General features: G+C 63.6%; 21 protein-coding genes. 13 read left to right on the top strand and 8 right to left on the bottom strand.

Translation table 11 applies throughout. The features are described 5' to 3' along the window. Positions 1-14: 14 nt before the first annotated feature. Entirely contained in the window at positions 15-1,541 is a 1,527-nt protein-coding gene (gene lysS / locus U4Y90_RS10695; protein ID WP_321794526.1) for a lysine--tRNA ligase, read from the top strand. Positions 1,542-1,829: 288 nt separating this feature from the next. Then, positions 1,830-2,591, top strand: coding sequence for a glycine zipper 2TM domain-containing protein (locus tag U4Y90_RS10690; RefSeq protein ID WP_321794525.1), 762 nt, complete (start codon positions 1,830-1,832; stop codon positions 2,589-2,591). Positions 2,592-2,666: 75 nt separating this feature from the next. On the opposite strand, the gene pssA is transcribed toward U4Y90_RS10690, so the two are convergent. The 5 genes from pssA to U4Y90_RS10665 form a co-directional block, all read right to left on the bottom strand. Next, entirely contained in the window at positions 2,667-3,533 is an 867-nt protein-coding gene (gene pssA / locus U4Y90_RS10685; RefSeq protein ID WP_321794524.1) for a CDP-diacylglycerol--serine O-phosphatidyltransferase, read from the bottom strand. 13 nt (positions 3,534-3,546) lie between these two features. After that, on the bottom strand, positions 3,547-4,191 hold the full coding sequence (locus tag U4Y90_RS10680; protein ID WP_321794523.1) for a phosphatidylserine decarboxylase: 645 nt from the start codon (positions 4,189-4,191) through the stop codon (positions 3,547-3,549). Between the two features lie 117 nt (positions 4,192-4,308). Beyond that, entirely contained in the window at positions 4,309-5,325 is a 1,017-nt protein-coding gene (gene ilvC, locus U4Y90_RS10675) for a ketol-acid reductoisomerase (protein ID WP_061123890.1), read from the bottom strand. Positions 5,326-5,394: 69 nt separating this feature from the next. Next, positions 5,395-5,886, bottom strand: a complete 492-nt coding sequence (gene ilvN, locus U4Y90_RS10670) for an acetolactate synthase small subunit (RefSeq protein WP_008341906.1) — start codon at positions 5,884-5,886, stop codon at positions 5,395-5,397. A 133-nt stretch (positions 5,887-6,019) separates the two neighbouring features. Continuing rightward, a complete protein-coding gene (locus tag U4Y90_RS10665; RefSeq protein ID WP_321794522.1) occupies positions 6,020-7,783 on the bottom strand; it encodes an acetolactate synthase 3 catalytic subunit in 1,764 nt (587 codons plus the stop codon). On the opposite strand from U4Y90_RS10665, the gene U4Y90_RS10660 reads away from it, so the two are divergent. The 11 genes from U4Y90_RS10660 to U4Y90_RS10610 all read left to right on the top strand — a co-directional run bounded on the left by U4Y90_RS10660 (position 7,776) and on the right by U4Y90_RS10610 (position 15,420). Then, a complete protein-coding gene (locus tag U4Y90_RS10660; protein WP_321794521.1) occupies positions 7,776-8,063 on the top strand; it encodes a hypothetical protein in 288 nt (95 codons plus the stop codon). The genes U4Y90_RS10665 and U4Y90_RS10660 overlap by 8 nt on opposite strands. Positions 8,064-8,194: 131 nt before the next feature. Next, the gene (locus U4Y90_RS10655; protein WP_321794520.1) at positions 8,195-8,758 is read left to right on the top strand and encodes an RNA polymerase sigma factor; all 564 of its coding nucleotides are present in this window, start codon (positions 8,195-8,197) and stop codon (positions 8,756-8,758) included. Continuing rightward, complete coding sequence (locus U4Y90_RS10650; RefSeq protein WP_321794519.1) at positions 8,755-9,207, top strand: DUF3619 family protein; 453 nt, start codon at positions 8,755-8,757, stop codon at positions 9,205-9,207. Before U4Y90_RS10655 ends, U4Y90_RS10650 begins: the two co-directional genes overlap by 4 nt. A gap of 28 nt (positions 9,208-9,235) precedes the next feature. Continuing rightward, on the top strand, positions 9,236-10,003 hold the full coding sequence (locus U4Y90_RS10645) for a DUF3106 domain-containing protein (RefSeq protein ID WP_321794518.1): 768 nt from the start codon (positions 9,236-9,238) through the stop codon (positions 10,001-10,003). A 32-nt stretch (positions 10,004-10,035) separates the two neighbouring features. Continuing rightward, positions 10,036-10,521 carry an RDD family protein gene (locus tag U4Y90_RS10640; RefSeq protein WP_321794595.1) on the top strand — a complete coding sequence of 162 codons (486 nt, stop codon included), beginning with the start codon at positions 10,036-10,038 and terminating at the stop codon, positions 10,519-10,521. Positions 10,522-10,600: 79 nt separating this feature from the next. After that, the gene (locus tag U4Y90_RS10635; protein WP_321794594.1) at positions 10,601-11,584 is read left to right on the top strand and encodes a UDP-2,3-diacylglucosamine diphosphatase; all 984 of its coding nucleotides are present in this window, start codon (positions 10,601-10,603) and stop codon (positions 11,582-11,584) included. 27 nt (positions 11,585-11,611) lie between these two features. Further along, positions 11,612-12,643: a glycosyltransferase family 1 protein gene (locus tag U4Y90_RS10630; RefSeq protein ID WP_321794517.1), complete on the top strand. Its 1,032-nt coding sequence runs from the start codon at positions 11,612-11,614 to the stop codon at positions 12,641-12,643. Continuing rightward, entirely contained in the window at positions 12,640-13,194 is a 555-nt protein-coding gene (locus tag U4Y90_RS10625; protein ID WP_321794516.1) for a diacylglycerol kinase, read from the top strand. The genes U4Y90_RS10630 and U4Y90_RS10625 overlap by 4 nt, the downstream gene beginning before the upstream one ends. A 144-nt stretch (positions 13,195-13,338) precedes the next feature. Further along, the gene (locus U4Y90_RS10620) at positions 13,339-14,076 is read left to right on the top strand and encodes a TetR/AcrR family transcriptional regulator (protein ID WP_321794515.1); all 738 of its coding nucleotides are present in this window, start codon (positions 13,339-13,341) and stop codon (positions 14,074-14,076) included. Next, positions 14,077-14,661, top strand: a complete 585-nt coding sequence (locus U4Y90_RS10615) for a TIGR00730 family Rossman fold protein (protein WP_321794514.1) — start codon at positions 14,077-14,079, stop codon at positions 14,659-14,661. 12 nt (positions 14,662-14,673) lie between these two features. Continuing rightward, a complete protein-coding gene (locus tag U4Y90_RS10610; RefSeq protein WP_321794513.1) occupies positions 14,674-15,420 on the top strand; it encodes an SDR family oxidoreductase in 747 nt (248 codons plus the stop codon). Positions 15,421-15,433: 13 nt separating this feature from the next. Here the strand turns inward: U4Y90_RS10610 and U4Y90_RS10605 are convergent, their stop codons facing one another. From U4Y90_RS10605 to U4Y90_RS10595, 3 genes are all read right to left on the bottom strand, one after another. Beyond that, positions 15,434-16,012, bottom strand: a complete 579-nt coding sequence (locus U4Y90_RS10605) for a DUF924 family protein (protein ID WP_321794512.1) — start codon at positions 16,010-16,012, stop codon at positions 15,434-15,436. Positions 16,013-16,014: 2 nt separating this feature from the next. Further along, the gene (locus U4Y90_RS10600) at positions 16,015-16,746 is read right to left on the bottom strand and encodes an alanyl-tRNA editing protein (RefSeq protein WP_321794511.1); all 732 of its coding nucleotides are present in this window, start codon (positions 16,744-16,746) and stop codon (positions 16,015-16,017) included. A gap of 106 nt (positions 16,747-16,852) precedes the next feature. After that, on the bottom strand, positions 16,853-17,266 hold the full coding sequence (locus U4Y90_RS10595) for a group II truncated hemoglobin (protein WP_321794510.1): 414 nt from the start codon (positions 17,264-17,266) through the stop codon (positions 16,853-16,855). Positions 17,267-17,268: the final 2 nt, after the last annotated feature.

Below are 17,268 nucleotides of genomic sequence, written 5' to 3'. Positions count from 1 at the left end.
AGCCAAGAATCATCATGACCGAACCGACTCAAGCGGGCGCCGCTCCCGAACTGGAAGAGAACCAGATCATCGCCGAGCGACGCGACAAGCTGCGCGCGCTGCGCGAGCAAGGCATCGCCTATCCGAACGATTTCCGCCCGACGCATCAGGCCGCCGCGCTGCAAGCCGAATACGCCGAGACCGACAAGGACGCGCTCGAAGCGAATCCCCTGCCCGTCGCGATCGCCGGCCGGATGATGTTGAAGCGCGTGATGGGCAAGGCGAGCTTCGCGACGGTTCAGGACGGCAGCGGCCAGATCCAGTTCTTCGTGACGCCCGCCGACGTCGGCGAGCAAACCTACGACGCCTTCAAGAAGTGGGATCTCGGCGACATCGTCGCCGCGAAGGGCGTGCTGTTCCGCACGAACAAGGGCGAGCTGTCGGTGCGCTGCACGGAATTGCGTCTGCTGTCGAAGGCGCTGCGCCCGCTGCCGGACAAGTTCCACGGCCTCGCCGATCAGGAAACGCGCTATCGCCAGCGCTATGTCGACCTGATCGTCACGCCGGAATCGCGCAAGACCTTCATGGCGCGCACGAAGGCCGTCACGTCGATCCGCAATTTCATGGCGCAGGCGAGCTTCATGGAAGTCGAAACGCCGATGCTTCACCCGATCCCCGGCGGCGCCGCGGCCAAGCCCTTCGTCACGCATCACAATGCGCTCGACATGCAGATGTTCCTGCGCATCGCGCCGGAGCTGTATCTGAAGCGGCTGATCGTCGGCGGCTTCGAGCGCGTGTTCGAGATCAACCGTAATTTCCGGAACGAAGGCGTGTCGCCGCGTCACAATCCGGAATTCACGATGATGGAGTTCTACGCCGCGTACACCGACTACCGCTGGCTGATGGACTTCACCGAGCAACTGATCCGCCAGGCCGCCGTCGATGCGCTCGGCACTGCGACCATCATGTATCAGGGACGCGAGCTCGATCTCTCGAAGCCGTTCCATCGTCTGACGATCAATCAGGCCATTCAGAAGTACGCGCCGCAGTACACGGACGCGCAGTTGTCCGACGCCGCGTTCCTGTGCACAGAATTGAAGAAGTTCGGCGTCGACACGACGCAGCCTGCCTTCCTGAACGCCGGCCTCGGTTCGCTGCAGCTCGCGCTGTTCGAAGAGACAGCGGAATCGCAATTGTGGGAGCCGACGTACATCGTCGATTATCCGATCGAAGTGTCGCCGCTCGCGCGCGCGTCGGATTCGGTGGCGGGCATCACGGAGCGTTTCGAGCTCTTCATCACGGGCCGTGAAATCGCCAACGGATTCTCCGAGCTGAACGATCCGGAAGACCAGGCCGCGCGGTTCCAGAAGCAGGTCGACCAGAAAGATGCCGGCGACGAGGAAGCGATGTTCTTCGACGCCGATTACATCCGCGCGCTCGAATACGGCATGCCGCCGACGGGCGGTTGCGGCATCGGCATCGACCGTCTGGTGATGTTGCTGACCGACAGTCCGAGCATCCGCGACGTGATTCTGTTCCCGCATCTGCGTCGCGAAGACTAAGACGTCCGCTTCGCCGGAGCACTGCCGAAAGCGCGCCCCTCGAGGCGCGCTTTTTTTCGTCCGGTCGATTTGTTGTAACGGCTGGTAAAAGTTTCAATGCGATTCAGACCGGAGCACCGCGGCGGCACGCGGTATCGCGGCTGGCATCGGTCATGCTTGAATCGATGCACTTCATGTCCGCGAAATTGTTACAAGCCAGGAAAGCGAAGAATCCGGGCTTGGCCGACAATCGTCCTTGTGACGGCCGACACCGGTAGCGGCAGTTCGCCTCGAAACGGAGGTTCAATAATGGATAACGGAACCAGCAAACTCAGCACGTCGCCCCCTTCCGGCGGCGCTCAGCCGCGTCAGCGGCGTCTGCATCCGCTCATCGCCACTGCGGCGGGCGCGGTCATCGTCGCGAGCCTCGTGGCTACCGCTGCGATGACCGGCCTGTTTCCGAGGGCATCGAGCAACGCCGCGCAGAGTCCTCAGACGCAGACGGCAGCGGTCGCACAGCAGCCCGTGGTGGATTCCGCCGCGCCGAGTCCGGCCCAACAGCCACAGCAGCAGCCACAGCAGCAGACTGCCGCGCAGCAACAGGCGGCTCAGCAGCAAGCCGCCGCGCAACAAGCTGCGGCACAGCAAGCAGCACAGCAGCAGGCGCAACAACCTCCCGCACCACCGCAACCTGCGCAACCGTCCTATGCGCAGCAAGCGCCGCAGCAACCCGCCTATTGCTCGACGTGCGGCACGGTCGAATCGATCTCCGCCGTCAAGCATGAAGGCCATGGAACGGGCATCGGCGCGGTCGGTGGCGCGGTGGCTGGCGGTGTCGTCGGCAATCAGTTCGGCAGCGGCGGCGGCCGCACCGCAATGACGCTGCTCGGCGCGCTGGGTGGCGGCCTCGCCGGCAACTCGGTCGAGAAACATATTCGCAGCGAGACCGATTATTCGGTGCACGTGCGGATGGAAAATGGCAAGACGCGGACCTTCACGTACAAGAATTCGCCGCCGTTCGCGCAGGGCCAGCGTGTGCACATTCAAAACGGCACGCTGGTCGCGGGTTGAGCGACATGCGCCAAGACGCAAAAAAGGCAGCGAACCTCGTCGGTTGCTGCCTTTTCTCTTTGGGGCGCGACGGCTCTAATGCTCCCGCTGCGAGCTGCGCGCCGGATTCGGCCTGCCGCGCACTGCCAGATAGCCCCACCAGATATAGCCCGAAAAGCCGTACAGCACGAACAGGCAGAACAGCATGACCGGCGGATCCGACGACACCAGCACGAACGCGACGACGATCAGCAGCACGCCCGCGAACGGCACCCGATAGCGCACGTCGAGCGCCTTGCCGCTGTAGAACGGCGCGTTCGACACCATCGTCACGCCGGCGTAGATGGTCAGCGCGAACGCCACCCACGGCAGCCACACGAGCTTGAGCGGCACGCGGTTATCGGTCGCGAGCCAGACGAAGCCCGCGATCAGCGCGGCGGCGGCCGGCGACGGCAATCCCTGGAAGTAACGCTTGTCGACCACGCCGACGTTCGTATTGAAACGCGCCAGACGCAGTGCCGCGCCCGAGCAATACACGAACGCCGCGAGCCAGCCCCAGCGGCCGAGATCCTTCAGCACCCATTCGTACATCACGAGCGCCGGCGCGACGCCGAACGACACCATGTCCGAAAGACTGTCGAACTGCTCGCCGAACGCGCTCTGCGTGTGCGTCATGCGCGCGACGCGGCCATCCATGCCGTCGAGCACCATCGCGACGAAGATGGCGATGGCCGCGATCTCGAAGCGCACGTTCATCGCCTGGACGACCGCGAAGAAGCCGCAGAACAGCGCGGCCGTGGTGAACGCGTTGGGCAGCAGATAAATGCCGCGTTTTCTGAGGAACTGCTGCCGCTTCGCGCGCCGCGTCTCCACGGCGCCGACGTCCTGCGCGGCCTTGTTGCGGCGGAACGCGCGCACGGGCGTCGCGTTCGCGCGGTTACGGCGCGGTTTGAATGCCGCCATCGAGTCCTCCGCGTTATTCCGCGAACTCGGCGAGGATCGTCGACGAGGCCGAAACCTTCTCGCCGATCGACACGCGCGGGCGGCTGCCAATGGGCAAATACACGTCGACGCGCGAGCCGAAGCGGATGAAACCGTAGCGCTGGCCACGCGTGAGCGGCTCGCCGACATGCACGTAGCAGAGAATGCGTCGCGCGATCAGGCCTGCGATCTGCACCGACGTCACGGTTTGCCCGCCCGCCGTCTGCAGCACGATGGCATTGCGCTCGTTCTCGGTAGACGCTTTATCGACCGCCGCGTTCAGATACGCACCCGGGAAGTACTGGACTTTCGTGATGGCGCCGTCCACCGGCGAGCGCTGCGAGTGCACGTTGAACACGTTCATGAACACGCTGATCTTGAGCGCTTCGCGTCCCACGTACGGATCGTGCGCGGTTTCGACCGCGACGATGCGGCCATCCGCCGGACACAGCACCGCATTGGGCTGGGTCGGAATCGGGCGAGCCGGATCGCGGAAGAACTGGACGATGAAAATCACGATCAGCCAGAAGATCCAGGCGAAGCCGAAGCCGCCCATCGCTTGCACGAGGATGGCGACGACAGCCGCGATGGCGATGAACGGCCAGCCTTCGCGGGCAATGATCGGATGAGGATAGTTCATGAACGGGTTGTGTGATTTTTAAAAACCGTAGGATAGCAAAAGCCGCCCGGCGCACAGGGCATCCGGGCGGCTTTCATCCAGCAAAAATCGTGACGCGTTTAATACGCGCGCAACGATTTAGTTCTTCGACTGGTCGACGAGCTTGTTCTTCGCGATCCACGGCATCATCGCGCGCAGCTTCTCGCCGACCTGCTCGATCTGATGCTCCGACGTCAGGCGGCGGCGGGACTGCAGCGTCGGCGCACCCGCGCGGTTCTCGATGATGAAGCTCTTTGCGTATTCGCCGGTCTGGATGTCCTTCAGCACGGCCTTCATCGCCTTCTTCGTCTCTTCCGTGACGATGCGCGGACCCGTCACGTACTCGCCGTACTCGGCGTTGTTCGAGATCGAGTAGTTCATGTTGGCGATGCCGCCTTCGTAGATCAGGTCGACGATCAGCTTCAACTCGTGCAGGCACTCGAAGTACGCCATTTCCGGCGCGTAGCCCGCCTCCACCAGCGTTTCGAAGCCGGCCTTGATCAGATCGACCGTGCCGCCGCACAGAACGGCTTGCTCGCCGAACAGGTCGGTTTCGGTTTCTTCACGGAAGTTCGTTTCGATGATGCCGGCACGGCCGCCGCCGTTCGCCACGGCGTACGACAGCGCCACGTCGCGCGCCGAGCCGGTCTTGTCCTGCGCGACCGCGATCAGGTGCGGCACGCCGCCGCCCTGGCTGTACGTGTTGCGCACGGTGTGGCCCGGGGCCTTCGGGGCGATCATGATGACGTCCAGATCGGCGCGCGGGATCACCTGGCCGTAGTGCACGTTGAAGCCGTGCGCGAATGCGAGCGCCGCGCCCTGCTTGGCGTTGTCGTGCACTTCCTTCTTGTAGACTTCGGCGATCTGCTCGTCGGGCAGAAGCATCATGACGACATCCGCGCCCTTCACGGCTTCCGCCACTTCCTTCACCTTGAGGCCGGCGTTCTCGGCCTTGCTCCACGATGCGCCGCCCTTGCGCAGGCCAACCGTCACGTTCACGCCGCTGTCCTTCAGGTTGAGCGCGTGCGCATGGCCTTGGGAGCCGTAACCGATGATGGTGACTTGCTTGCCCTTGATGAGGGAGAGGTCGGCGTCTTTGTCGTAGAAAACTTTCATGTTGGTTCCTTGAGTCCTGGGTCTATCTCCGCGCGCGCGGAGGAGAAAAATCGAACTTCGTTTAGGTGCTTAAACCTTGAGAATCCGCTCGCCCCGGCCGATGCCGGAACTGCCCGTGCGAACCGTTTCGAGGATCGCCGTGGCGTCGAGCGCCTGAATGAATGCGTCGAGCTTGTCGGAAGCTCCCGTCAGTTCCATCGTGTAGGTTTTCTCGGTCACGTCGATGATGCGGCCGCGGAAGATATCCGCCATGCGCTTCATCTCTTCGCGTTCCTTGCCGACCGCCCTCACCTTGATGAGCATCAGCTCGCGCTCGATGTGGGCGCCCTCTGTCAGGTCGACCACTTTCACCACCTCGATCAGGCGGTTCAGGTGCTTCGTGATCTGTTCGATCACGTCGTCCGAGCCAATGGAGACGATAGTGAGCCGCGACAGCGAACTGTCTTCGGTCGGCGCCACCGTCAGCGTTTCGATGTTATAGCCGCGTGCCGAAAAGAGCCCGACGACGCGCGATAACGCGCCCGGTTCGTTTTCCAGCAAAACGGAGATGATGTGTTTCATGTTCGTGTTTCCCGATGGGTCTATCTCCGCTCAGGCGGAGTATGTCCAGAGTGGCTCTTGTCCGAAAAACCCGCGCGCCACACATGTCCTTTGTGAAGACAGGCGCGCGCGAGCCTCGCGTGACAGGCCCGCGTTACAGATCTTCCGAGCCGAGCAGCATTTCCGTGATGCCCTTGCCTGCCTGCACCATCGGGAATACGTTTTCGGTGGGATCGGTCTGGAAGTCGAGAAATACGGTGCGATCCTTCAGACGCAGCGCTTCCTTCAGCGCCGGTTCGACGTCCGCGGTCTTTTCGACACGAATGCCGACATGGCCATACGCTTCAGCGAGCTTCACGAAGTCGGGCAGCGCGTCCATGTAGGAACTGGAGTAGCGCTTTTTGTACTCGATCTGCTGCCACTGGCGCACCATGCCCAGATAGCGATTGTTCAGCGAGATGATCTTGACGGGCGTGTTGTACTGCTTGCACGTCGAGAGCTCCTGAATGCACATCTGGATGGAGCCTTCGCCCGTGATGCAGACCACCTCGTCGTCCGGGTAGGCCATCTTCACGCCCATCGCCGCCGGCAGGCCGAAGCCCATCGTGCCCAGACCGCCCGAGTTGATCCAGCGGCGCGGCTTGTTGAACGGATAGAACTGCGCCGCCCACATCTGGTGCTGGCCGACATCGGAACAGACGAACGCGTTGCCGTCGGTGAGCTCCCAGAGCTTCTCGACAACATACTGCGGCTTGATGATCTCGCTCTTGCGGTCGTACGAGAGGCAGTCCTTCGAGCGCCAGCCTTCGATCTCGTCCCACCACGTCTTGAGCGCCTGCGTGTCCGGGCCGTGCTCCGCGTGCTGAAGCTGCTCGATCAGTTCCTTGAGCACTTCCTTCACGTCGCCGACGATCGGAATGTCCACCTTCACGCGCTTGGAAATGGACGACGGATCGACGTCGATATGGATGATCTTGCGCGGCGACGACGCGAAGTGCTTCGGATCGCCGATCACGCGGTCGTCGAAACGCGCGCCGATCGCGATCAGCACGTCGCAGTTCTGCATCGCCATGTTGGCTTCGTACGTGCCGTGCATGCCGAGCATGCCGAGGAACTTCTTGTCGGACGCGCGGTAGCCGCCGAGACCCATCAGCGTGTTCGTGACGGGATAGCCGAGCAGATCGGCGAACTGGTTCAGCTCGCGCGAGGCATCCGCCAGAATGATGCCGCCGCCCGTGTAGATGTACGGCCGCTTGGCCGACAGCAGCAGTTGCACCGCCTTGCGGATCTGGCCCGAATGGCCCTTCGTGACCGGGTTGTACGAGCGCAGCGACACGCTCTTGATCGGCTCGTACTTGCACGGCGCTTTCGACACGTCCTTCGGAATGTCGATCAGCACCGGGCCGGGGCGGCCGGTACGCGCGATATAGAACGCTTTCTTGACGGTTTCGGCCAGGTCGCGCACGTCCTTCACGAGGAAGTTGTGCTTCACGCACGGACGCGTGATGCCGACGGTGTCGCACTCCTGGAATGCGTCGAGGCCGATGGCCGCGGTGGGCACTTGGCCGCTGATGACGACGAGCGGAATCGAGTCCATGTAGGCCGTGGCGATGCCGGTGACGGCATTGGTGACGCCCGGGCCCGAGGTCACGAGGCACACGCCCACGTTGCCGGTCGAGCGCGAATACGCGTCGGCGGCGTGCACGGCGGCCTGCTCGTGGCGCACGAGAATGTGCTGGATCTGGTCCTGCTTGTACAGCTCGTCGTAGATGTAGAGTACCGAGCCGCCAGGATAGCCCCAAATGAACTCGACGTTCTCATCGGCCAATGCGCGCATGAGCACGGTGGCGCCGATGGAGTCAGCTTCGTGAGGGGGAGTCGTATCCGACGTGGAGAATTCCGCGCTGGGCATGTTCATTCATCACCTTTCGAATTTTCGGCAAAAAATTGATCGGGTGCTCTCTACCGGGCTTGTGGCTCGGGTTCAAGCGGCGCGTCTAGGTTTGACAGGCGTGCTTCTTGGGCTCGCCTCAAAACAGACATTTCACTGGATGATGCGAGTCAGAAAATGTAACAGTGGCGCGCGCGTCGGGTCAAGCAAAAAGTTTCCGAACGCCGTGCCGGCACCACCTTCGGGCAACGCCGGAACGAAAGCCTTTTGCAAGCAGAAGCTGTCGAACTCACGTGTGAATGGTTGATTGCATGTGGCAAGCGGCAACAAAACCTCTCATTTTCTCCGGATGCAGCGAAACTTTGCTAGGATTCGCAGGTTTTCCTAGAACTCCACGATCCCTTTCGACGCAAGTTCGTTGCGCCGGGTCCCCAACGGATGGCATCAGACAAGGAACTCGCCGATTTCCTGGCGGGCGTCGAAAGACGCGCGTTCAAGCAAACCGTGTACACCGTTCGCGACGACGACGCGGCGCTTGACATCGTGCAGGACGCGATGATCAAGCTGGCGGAGAAATACGGCGACCGGCCTGCATCCGAGCTTCCGCTTTTATTCCAGCGTATCCTTCAGAACGCGACGCACGATTATTTCCGTCGCCAGAAGGTGCGCAACACCTGGGTCAGCCTCTTCTCGTCCTTCGGCAACGCGGACGACGATGAATTCGACCCGCTCGAGACCTTCGAATCAGAGGACAGCGCGCTCGGCAGCGAGAGCAGCGAAAACCGTCTGGAGCGCGAGCAGGTCCTGAATCTGATCGACGCCGAAATCCAGAAACTGCCCGCGCGTCAACGAGAAGCCTTTCTCATGCGTTACTGGGAAGACATGGATGTCGCTGAGACGGCCGCCGCGATGGGATGCTCCGAGGGCAGCGTGAAGACACACTGTTCACGCGCCACGCATGCTCTCGCCCAAGCCCTGAAAGCCAAAGGGATCACGCTATGAGTTCCGCTCTTGAAACGAAGGAAAACGAGTTCGCGCTGAAAGTGGTGCGCGCACTGGACGAAAACACGTCGAACATTCCGGCTGCCGCTGTCGACCGGCTGCGCGAGGCGCGCCGCGCCGCGATCGCGCGCAAGAAGCCGGAAACGGTGGCTGTCACGATGACCGCGCCCGTCTTCACGCCGGCATTCGCCAGCGCCGGCGGCACGCTCGACACGGGCGGCGCCGGGGACAGCCACGGCGCCAAGGGCCTGCTCGCGCGGCTCGGCGGCCTGGGCCTCGCATGGCCGCTCGCGGCGCTCGTCATCGGGATCGCGGGCATCGCATATTGGGAAGATCAGCAGCGCAAGGCGGAGCTCGCCGATATCGACGCGGCCATGATGAGCGACAGCCTGCCGATCGACGCGTATCTCGATCACGGTTTCAACGCGTACCTGACGCGCAATCATTAAGCACTGAATACAGCGGGGGAATTTTCGGGTGAGTTACAAGCGCGGTCTCGCGATTGTCTTTGGTTGCGCGATTGCGGGTCTGGTTGCGTTCGCCGCGACTTATCCGCGCTTCTACCCCACCGCCGCCGCGCCTTCGTCCGCCGGTGCGCCCAGTGGCGGTTCGGGCGCGACCGCGGATGCGAACGTCTCGCCGTTGTCCGCGCTGTCTTCCGAAAGCCCGCTCTCCTGGAGCCGCCTCACCGAGGCGCAGCATCTTGCCCTCGCGCCCTTCGCAACGCAATGGGATTCGTTCTCCGACGAGCGCAAGCAAAAGTGGCTGAAGATCGCATCGCGATTCCACCGGATGTCGCCCGAGGCGCAGAAGCATCTGCATCAGCGCATGGAGGAATGGGTGCGGCTTACGCCCGACCAGCGCAAGGTCGCGCGCGAGAACTATCAGGTTTCCAAATCGGTACCGCTTGAGAAGCGCGAGAAGGCGTGGGACGCCTATCAGAAGCTTTCCGAAGAACAAAAGAAGAAGCTGGCCGCGAGCGAACACGTGCGTCGTCCGACCGTCGTTTCCGCGCCGCCCACCGGCAAGACCGAAGTGAAAGACATCAACCGTCTCGTTACTGCGCGCGAGCAGGGGCACGTTCCCGGCCACGCGGAGGGCGTATCGGGTGCGGCGACCGCACCGGCAGCACCCGTTTCCGGCGCGCCGGCGCAACCCGCCATCCCGAACGCGGCGAGCATCGTGCCGGCCACGCCGATTCCGGTATCGCCGCAGCAGGCGCCTTCGATGTACAACGGCTCGTGAGCGCGCAGCCCGCCGTGGCCACCATCGATCCGATGCGCGCGCCCACGCTGCGTCGCCGCCTCGCGACGATGCTCTACGAAGGCGTCATCCTGTTCGGCGTCGTGTTCCTCGCCGGCTATCTCTTCAGCACGCTCACGCAGCAACGCAACGGCCTCACGCATCACAACTGGCTGATGTCGTGGATCGGCGTCGTTCTCGCCGCCTACTTCGTGTATTTCTGGACGCACGGCGGCCAGACCCTGCCGATGAAAACCTGGCGCCTCAAGCTCGTCGATGCGCACGGGCAGCCCGTCAAACCCGTCCGCGCGCTCGCACGCTACGTCCTCGCGTGGCTGTGGTTCCTGCCGCCGCTCGCGCTGCACCCGCTTCTCTCCCTCACCGTGCCGCAGACGCTCGCCGTCTTCGCGGCATGGGTCGCGCTGTGGGCCGCTGCCGCGCGGCTCGATCCGGCGCGTCAATTTCTCCATGACCGCCTCGCCGGCACGCGCATCGTTCCCGCCCAAGCTGTTGTCAAGTAATAAGAACTTCTCGTGACTGTCACGGCTCGGTCACGGCCGCATGGCGCAATGCGCATACCGAAACCCGATGCGCGAGCCAATGGCCTTCACCTCGTCAGCCCACCCGGCAATCGACCCGCCCTCCCCCTTCAGCTTTAGCGGCACCGAGCTGCGCAACGGTCCCTTCGCACTGCGATCAGAGTCCACCGAATCATCCGAGTCCATGGTGGCGGGCACGGCGGGCCTGTCCGATCCGCGCGTCGCCGCGCCTGTCCATCACGACGATCTCGCCGATTCGGCCGATCAGCCGCATCGCTATCGCACGATCTGGCTCTCGGATATCCACCTCGGCTCGGGCGGCTGCCAGGCGCCGTATCTGCTCGATTTCCTGCGGCATCACGAGTCGGAGTATCTGTATCTCGTCGGCGACATCATCGACGGATGGCAGCTTCGCAAAGGCTGGTTCTGGCCGCAGGCGCACAACGACGTCGTGCAGAAAATCCTGCGCAAGGCGCGCAAAGGCACGCAGGTCGTCTACATCCCCGGCAATCACGATGAAGCCGCGCGCCAGTTCTGCGACCTCGCCTTCGGCGACATCCACGTGCGCGGCGAAGCGTTTCACACGACGCTCGCGGGCAAGCGCCTGTGGATCGTGCACGGCGATCTCTTCGACGGCGTCATTCAGCACGCCAAATGGCTCGCCTATCTCGGCGACACCGCCTACACGATGATCCTGCTGCTCAACCGCTGGTTCAATCGCGTGCGCACCCGGCTCGGCTTCAACTACTGGTCGCTGTCGCAGTACCTGAAGCATCAGGTCAAGAACGCGGTGAACTTCATCTCGCAGTTCGAGCGCGTGATGACCGACGAAGCGCGCCGCCGCGGCTGCGACGGCGTCGTGTGCGGGCACATCCACAAGGCCGAGATCCGCGACATCGACGGCATCCTCTACTGCAACGACGGCGACTGGGTCGAGAGTCTCTCGGCGCTCGTCGAAACCTACGACGGCGAACTGAAGGTCGTCTACTGGACGGTGATGCGCTCGCCGGAAGCGCGTGCGACGAAAACACGCGCGACTGTCTGACTACGAACGAACCACGGGGCCGAATCGATGAAAATCATGATCGTTACCGACGCATGGGAGCCGCAGGTCAACGGCGTCGTGCGCACCCTCAAGCAAACGACGAAAGAACTCACCGCGCTCGGTCATCGCGTGGAACTGCTCACGCCGCTGGAGTTCCGAACGATCCCTTGCCCGACCTATCCGGAGATTCGCCTGTCGCTTATGCCGGGACAGCGCGTCGCGAGCCGCATCGATGCGTTCGGGCCGGATGCGCTGCATATCGCCACCGAAGGACCGCTGGGGCTCGCGGCGCGCTCGTATGCGCTGCGCCACAAGCTGCCGTTCACGACCGCCTATCACACGCGCTTTCCCGAGTACGTGAAGGCGCGCTTCGGCATTCCGCTCGCGATGACGTATCGCTTCCTGCACTGGTTCCACAAGGGCTCGCAGGCGGTGATGGCGCCGACGCCCGTCGTCAAGAGCGATCTCGAACAATACGGCTTCACCAATGTCGTGCTGTGGACGCGCGGCGTCGATCTCGACGTCTTTCATCCGATGGAGTCGAAGGTGCTCAATACCGCGCGGCCGATCTTTCTGTACGTCGGGCGCGTGGCGGTGGAAAAGAACGTCGAGGCATTTCTGAAGCTCGATCTGCCCGGCTCGAAGTGGGTCGCCGGAGAAGGTCCGGCGCTCGCGGAGCTGAAGTCGCGCTATCCGGGCGTCAATTATCTCGGCGTGTTGTCGCAGCCCGAACTGGCGAAGGTCTACGCCGCGGCGGATGTCTTCGTGTTCCCGAGCAAGACCGACACCTTCGGCCTCGTGCTGCTCGAAGCGATGGCCTGCGGCACGCCGGTAGCCGCATATCCGGTGACGGGCCCGATCGACGTGCTCGGCGAGAACGGCCCCGGCGCGCTCTATGACGACCTTCACGAATCCTGTCTGCAAGCGCTGAAGATCGAGCGCGCCGATGCCCGTGCGTGGGCCGAGCGCTTCTCGTGGCGCGCGGCGTCGGAACAGTTCGCATCGCATCTGCGCCAGTTCGGGCCGCGCGCCGCCAGCTCCGACCGGGCGGCGGCATGACGCGACGCGCCGTGGCGCAGGAACGGGCCGAAGCGCACGCGCGCGGCGCATCGTCCGCGGCGGCCCGCGCGCGCGATCCCTTCGACGACGATCTCGAGGACATCGACGAAACGCCCGCGCAACCGGCCGAGCCGCTCGGCCCCGATGACTTGCCCTTCAATCCGTACAAGGGCAACCGGGGCTTCACGCGCGCGTGGCACGCGATGAAGAACTCGCTCTACGGCTTTCGCGTTGCGATCCGCGAGGAAAGCGCGTTTCGTCAGGAACTCACGCTCGCTGCGATTCTGCTGCCGTGCAGCCTCTTCGTGCCGGTCGCGCCGGTCGAGCGCGCGGCGCTGATCGCATCGGTGCTGCTGGTGCTCATCGTCGAGTTGCTCAATTCGAGCGTCGAAGCGGCCATCGACCGCATCTCGCTCGAACGTCACGAATTGTCGAAGCGGGCGAAGGATTTCGGCAGCGCCGCGGTGATGGTCGCGCTCGGCGTATGCGTGATCACCTGGGGCCTGATTCTGTGGCCGCTTGCGTCCGCCGGCCTTGCGCGTATCTTGTAAAGAAGGACATCCGCGCGCAAAGCACGCATCCGCGCGGCCGAACGACCGGTTTATAATCGTCCGATATTCTCAAAAATAGCAACGGAAGCGGCCGCGCGAACGCTCATCCCGAGTCCTCGCGGCCCGATCCCAAGGTCGGACGACATGGAAGCCAAACCACCCCGCCGCACCCGCGAACGGATACTCGAGCTGTCGCTGAAGTTGTTCAACGATATCGGCGAGCCGAACGTCACCACGACGACGATCGCCGAAGAGATGGAAATCAGTCCAGGCAACCTGTACTACCATTTCCGCAACAAAGACGACATCATCAACAGCATCTTCGCGCAGTTCGAGCAGCAGATTCAGAAGCGTCTGCGCTTTCCGGACGATCATCGCCCGACGATCGACGAGATGTGGTCGTACCTGCAATACATGGCGGATTTCCTCTGGACCTACCGCTTCCTGTATCGCGACCTGAACGATCTGCTCGCACGCAATCGCACGCTCGAGACGCACTTCAAGCAGATCATCACGCACAAGGTGCACTTCGCGAGCCAGTTGTGCGAGGCGCTCGTGGCCGACCAGGAAATGGTCGCGACGCCCGCCGAGATCAAGGTGATCGCGACGAACATCGGCGTGATCGCGACATACTGGCTCTCGTACCAGTACGTGATGAATCCGCGCAAGTACAACGATCAGGAAGCAATCCGCACGGAATTGCATCAGGCGAGCCTGCACATCATCTCGATCATGGCGCCGTATCTGCGCGGGCGCTCGCGGCAGCTATTCGACGACCTCGTATCCGGTAAGCTGCCGAAGCGCGAGTACGCGGACTTCCTGCCGCCGCGCGAGGACGCATCGAACGCGTCGAAGACCGATACACCGAAGGATTCCAGATAAATGAAGGCAGTTTGCGTCTATTGCGGCTCCGCGACCGGAGCGCGCCCCGTCTATGCCGAAGCGGCCAGGGCATTCGGCCGCGCGCTGGTGCAAAACGATCTCTCGCTGGTCTATGGCGGCGGCCGCGTCGGGCTGATGGGCCTCATCGCCGATGAAGTGCTCGCGGCGGGTGGCCGCGCGGTCGGCGTGATCCCGGAGTTGCTGCTCGCGAAGGAAGTGGGCCACACGGATCTCACCGAGCTGCACGTCGTGCCCGACATGCACGAGCGCAAGAGAAAGATGGCCGATCTCTCCGACGCCTTCGTCGCGATGCCCGGCGGCGTCGGCACGTTCGAAGAGTTTTTCGAGGTCTACACGTGGGCGCAACTCGGCTATCACCAGAAGCCCGTCGGCCTGCTCGATGTGAACGGCTACTTCGATCCGCTCATGGCGATGCTGCGGCACACGGTCGAGGAAGGCTTCATGCGCGCGCCGTATCTGGACTTCATCCAGGTCGCGGCGGAGCCGGAAGACATGATTGCGAAGCTCGCGGCCTACACGCCGCCCGCCCACGACAAGTGGACCGAAAATCGAAACGCGGTTTAGGGAGCACGACCGATGTCCAAAGTCATCCTGATTACCGGCGCGAGCCGCGGCATCGGCCGCTCGGCTGCCGTGCTCGCGGGCGCGCGCGGCTGGTCAGTCGGCGTGAACTATGCGTCGAACGCCGCCGCGGCCGATGAAACCGTCGCGGCGGTCGAAGCGGCGGGCGGCAAGGCCATCGCCATTGCCGGCGACGTGAGCGACGAAGCCGCGAACATCGCGATGTTCGACGCGACCGAAAAAGCCTTCGGCAAGATCGACGGCGTCGTGAACAATGCCGGCATCGTCGCGCCCGGCTCGGCGCTCGCGGATATGGACATCGCGCGCATGAAGCGCATCTTCGACATCAACGTGCTCGGCGCGTATCTCTGCGCGCGCGAGGCCGCGCGGCGCATGTCGACTTCGCGCGGCGGCAAGGGCGGATCGCTCGTGAACGTCTCGTCGGCGGCGGCGCGGCTCGGCGGACCGAACGAGTATGTCGACTACGCCGGCTCCAAGGGCGCGATCGATACGCTCACGCTCGGGCTGTCGAAGGAGCTCGGACGCGAAGGCGTGCGCGTGAACGCCATTCGGCCGGGACTCATCGACACCGACATCCACGCGAGCGGCGGCAAGCCCGATCGCGCGCACGTGCTCGGCGTTCAGACGCCGATCGGGCGCGCGGGCACAGCCGATGAAGTCGGTGAGTCGATCGTGTGGCTGCTGTCGGATGCGTCGTCGTATGTGACGGGAGCGATTCTGGACGTGACGGGCGGAAGGTGAAGCGGCGGCGGACTCAGAATCCGCCGTGTTTCGCGAGCCACGCTTCTTCGTCGCCCGACATCTCGCGCCCGAGAATCCGGTTGCGATGCGGAAAGCGCCCGAAGCGCCCGATCACCTCGGCATGCTCCACCGCCGATTCGTAGAAGCTCGACACGCCGGTCTCGTCCTTAAGTTTTCCGAAGAGACGCAGCGCCTCGCGCTGGCTTTCGGGCGTTTCGTCATGCTCGAACGGCATGTACGCGAACGCGCGATGATGCGCGCTCGGCAAGCGCAAGTCGTCGCCCCGCTCGACGAGCGCCTTCGCCAACGCGAGCGCGCGGCCATCGCCCGCGAATGCGCGCGGCGTGTTCCGGTAGCAATTGCGCGATAGCTGATCGAGCAGCACGATCAATGCGAGCGTTTCGAGCGGCGTGCGCTCCCAATCCCGCAAACCGCCCGCCTGCGCCTCTTCGAGCAGCGCGCCGAAGCGCTCCGTGAGCATTGCGTCGAAGGCGCGTTTCTTTTTCCACCACAGCTTGCGATCCTGACCGAATTCCGGTGAAGCGGGCTCGCCGAACCAGAGATCGAGCACCGCCTGCGCGCGAGGATCCATGCTCAGGCCAGTTCCAGCACCAATCGCCGCGTGCGCGCGCTCTTCTTCTCCAGCTTCGCGATGCGCAGCGTGCCGATTTCCTCCGTATTGCGCACGTGCGTGCCGCCGCACGGCTGCAAATCGACGTCATCGATGCGCAGCAGGCGAACCCGGCCCAGACCCATCGGCGGCTTCACGCTCATCGTGCGCACGAGTTCGGGGCGCGCGGCCATTTCGTCGTCGGTGATCCATTCGGTATGCACGCCATGCGCGCCGCCGATCAACGCGTTGAGCTTCGCTTCGACCTCGTCGCGCTCGATCGGCTCGACCGTCGCCAGATCGAGACGCGCGTAATCCGTCGTGATGCTGCAGCCATCGACCGGATACGGCAACACCGCGCAGATCAGGTGGCTCGCCGTGTGCAGGCGCATGCGCCGATAGCGTTGCGCCCAGTCGATCTCCGCGCTCACCTTGTCGCCGGGTTTCACCTTCGCCAGCGCGTCTTCCTGGCCCGGCACGGGAACGTGCACGGCGTCGTCGGGTGTCGCGCCTTCGAACTTCGCCTTGCGCGTATCGGCGATCGCGATGATCGTGCCGTCCGCGAGCGCGAGCGTGCCCGCATCGCCCGCCTGACCGCCGCCGAGCGGATAGAACACCGTCTGATCGAGATGGATGCCCTGCTCGTCGATGGCGGTGACGGTCGCGTCGCAACGCGTTTGATAGGCGTCCTCGCGAAAGAGTGCGCGTGTGCTCATGATCGTGCTTCCTTGCCGAGTTCGGGGATCGGGCGTTCCCGGACGCCTTCGAGCGGACATGATGCAGCAGACACGGCTGCGTCGACCCGGTACAAAACCGCGCGAATCAACCGGGACGGTTGCGCATCCAGTCCGCGGTGTCGAAGAAGGACGTCAGAAGGCGCTCGCGCAGGGTTTCGCCGATGCCGATGTCTTCCATCGCCCAGGCCATGCAGCGCAACCACTGATCGCGCTCGCCCGATGCGATCGAGAACGGCAGATGCCGCGCCCGCAGACGCGGATGCCCGAAGCGGCTGATGTAGTGATCCGGCCCGCCCATCCAGCCGCACAGGAACCAGAAGGTCTTGTCGCGCGAATTATCGAGCGTCGGCGGATGCAACGCGCGGATGCCCGCGAACTCGGGCTCGAGGTCCATCAGGTCGTAGAAACGATCGACGAGCGCGCGCACGCGCTCCTCTCCGCCGATCAGTTCGAAGGCGGTCGGCTTTTGTGCTTCGTCTTCGGGATTTACGTCAGTCATTG

Origin of the sequence: Caballeronia sp. J97 (genome assembly GCF_905220305.1) — a bacterium.
In the GTDB taxonomy this organism is placed as follows: Bacteria; Pseudomonadota; Gammaproteobacteria; order Burkholderiales; family Burkholderiaceae; genus Caballeronia.
This window is presented reverse-complemented; position numbering and strand designations above follow the sequence as displayed.

Bases quoted from the DNA above. Each gene is read 5' to 3' on its own strand.
- lysS (WP_321794526.1), top strand. From the start codon at position 15: ATGACCGAACCGACTCAAGCGGGCGCCGCTCCCGAACTGGAAGAGAAC.
- U4Y90_RS10690 (WP_321794525.1), top strand. From the start codon at position 1,830: ATGGATAACGGAACCAGCAAACTCAGCACGTCGCCCCCTTCCGGCGGC.
- pssA (WP_321794524.1), bottom strand. From the start codon at position 3,533: ATGGCGGCATTCAAACCGCGCCGTAACCGCGCGAACGCGACGCCCGTG.
- U4Y90_RS10680 (WP_321794523.1), bottom strand. From the start codon at position 4,191: ATGAACTATCCTCATCCGATCATTGCCCGCGAAGGCTGGCCGTTCATC.
- ilvC (WP_061123890.1), bottom strand. From the start codon at position 5,325: ATGAAAGTTTTCTACGACAAAGACGCCGACCTCTCCCTCATCAAGGGC.
- ilvN (WP_008341906.1), bottom strand. From the start codon at position 5,886: ATGAAACACATCATCTCCGTTTTGCTGGAAAACGAACCGGGCGCGTTA.
- U4Y90_RS10660 (WP_321794521.1), top strand. From the start codon at position 7,776: ATGTTCATTCATCACCTTTCGAATTTTCGGCAAAAAATTGATCGGGTG.
- U4Y90_RS10665 (WP_321794522.1), bottom strand. From the start codon at position 7,783: ATGAACATGCCCAGCGCGGAATTCTCCACGTCGGATACGACTCCCCCT.
- U4Y90_RS10655 (WP_321794520.1), top strand. From the start codon at position 8,195: ATGGCATCAGACAAGGAACTCGCCGATTTCCTGGCGGGCGTCGAAAGA.
- U4Y90_RS10650 (WP_321794519.1), top strand. From the start codon at position 8,755: ATGAGTTCCGCTCTTGAAACGAAGGAAAACGAGTTCGCGCTGAAAGTG.
- U4Y90_RS10640 (WP_321794595.1), top strand. From the start codon at position 10,036: ATGCGCGCGCCCACGCTGCGTCGCCGCCTCGCGACGATGCTCTACGAA.
- U4Y90_RS10635 (WP_321794594.1), top strand. From the start codon at position 10,601: ATGGCCTTCACCTCGTCAGCCCACCCGGCAATCGACCCGCCCTCCCCC.
- U4Y90_RS10630 (WP_321794517.1), top strand. From the start codon at position 11,612: ATGAAAATCATGATCGTTACCGACGCATGGGAGCCGCAGGTCAACGGC.
- U4Y90_RS10625 (WP_321794516.1), top strand. From the start codon at position 12,640: ATGACGCGACGCGCCGTGGCGCAGGAACGGGCCGAAGCGCACGCGCGC.
- U4Y90_RS10620 (WP_321794515.1), top strand. From the start codon at position 13,339: ATGGAAGCCAAACCACCCCGCCGCACCCGCGAACGGATACTCGAGCTG.
- U4Y90_RS10615 (WP_321794514.1), top strand. From the start codon at position 14,077: ATGAAGGCAGTTTGCGTCTATTGCGGCTCCGCGACCGGAGCGCGCCCC.
- U4Y90_RS10610 (WP_321794513.1), top strand. From the start codon at position 14,674: ATGTCCAAAGTCATCCTGATTACCGGCGCGAGCCGCGGCATCGGCCGC.
- U4Y90_RS10605 (WP_321794512.1), bottom strand. From the start codon at position 16,012: ATGGATCCTCGCGCGCAGGCGGTGCTCGATCTCTGGTTCGGCGAGCCC.
- U4Y90_RS10600 (WP_321794511.1), bottom strand. From the start codon at position 16,746: ATGAGCACACGCGCACTCTTTCGCGAGGACGCCTATCAAACGCGTTGC.
- U4Y90_RS10595 (WP_321794510.1), bottom strand. From the start codon at position 17,266: ATGACTGACGTAAATCCCGAAGACGAAGCACAAAAGCCGACCGCCTTC.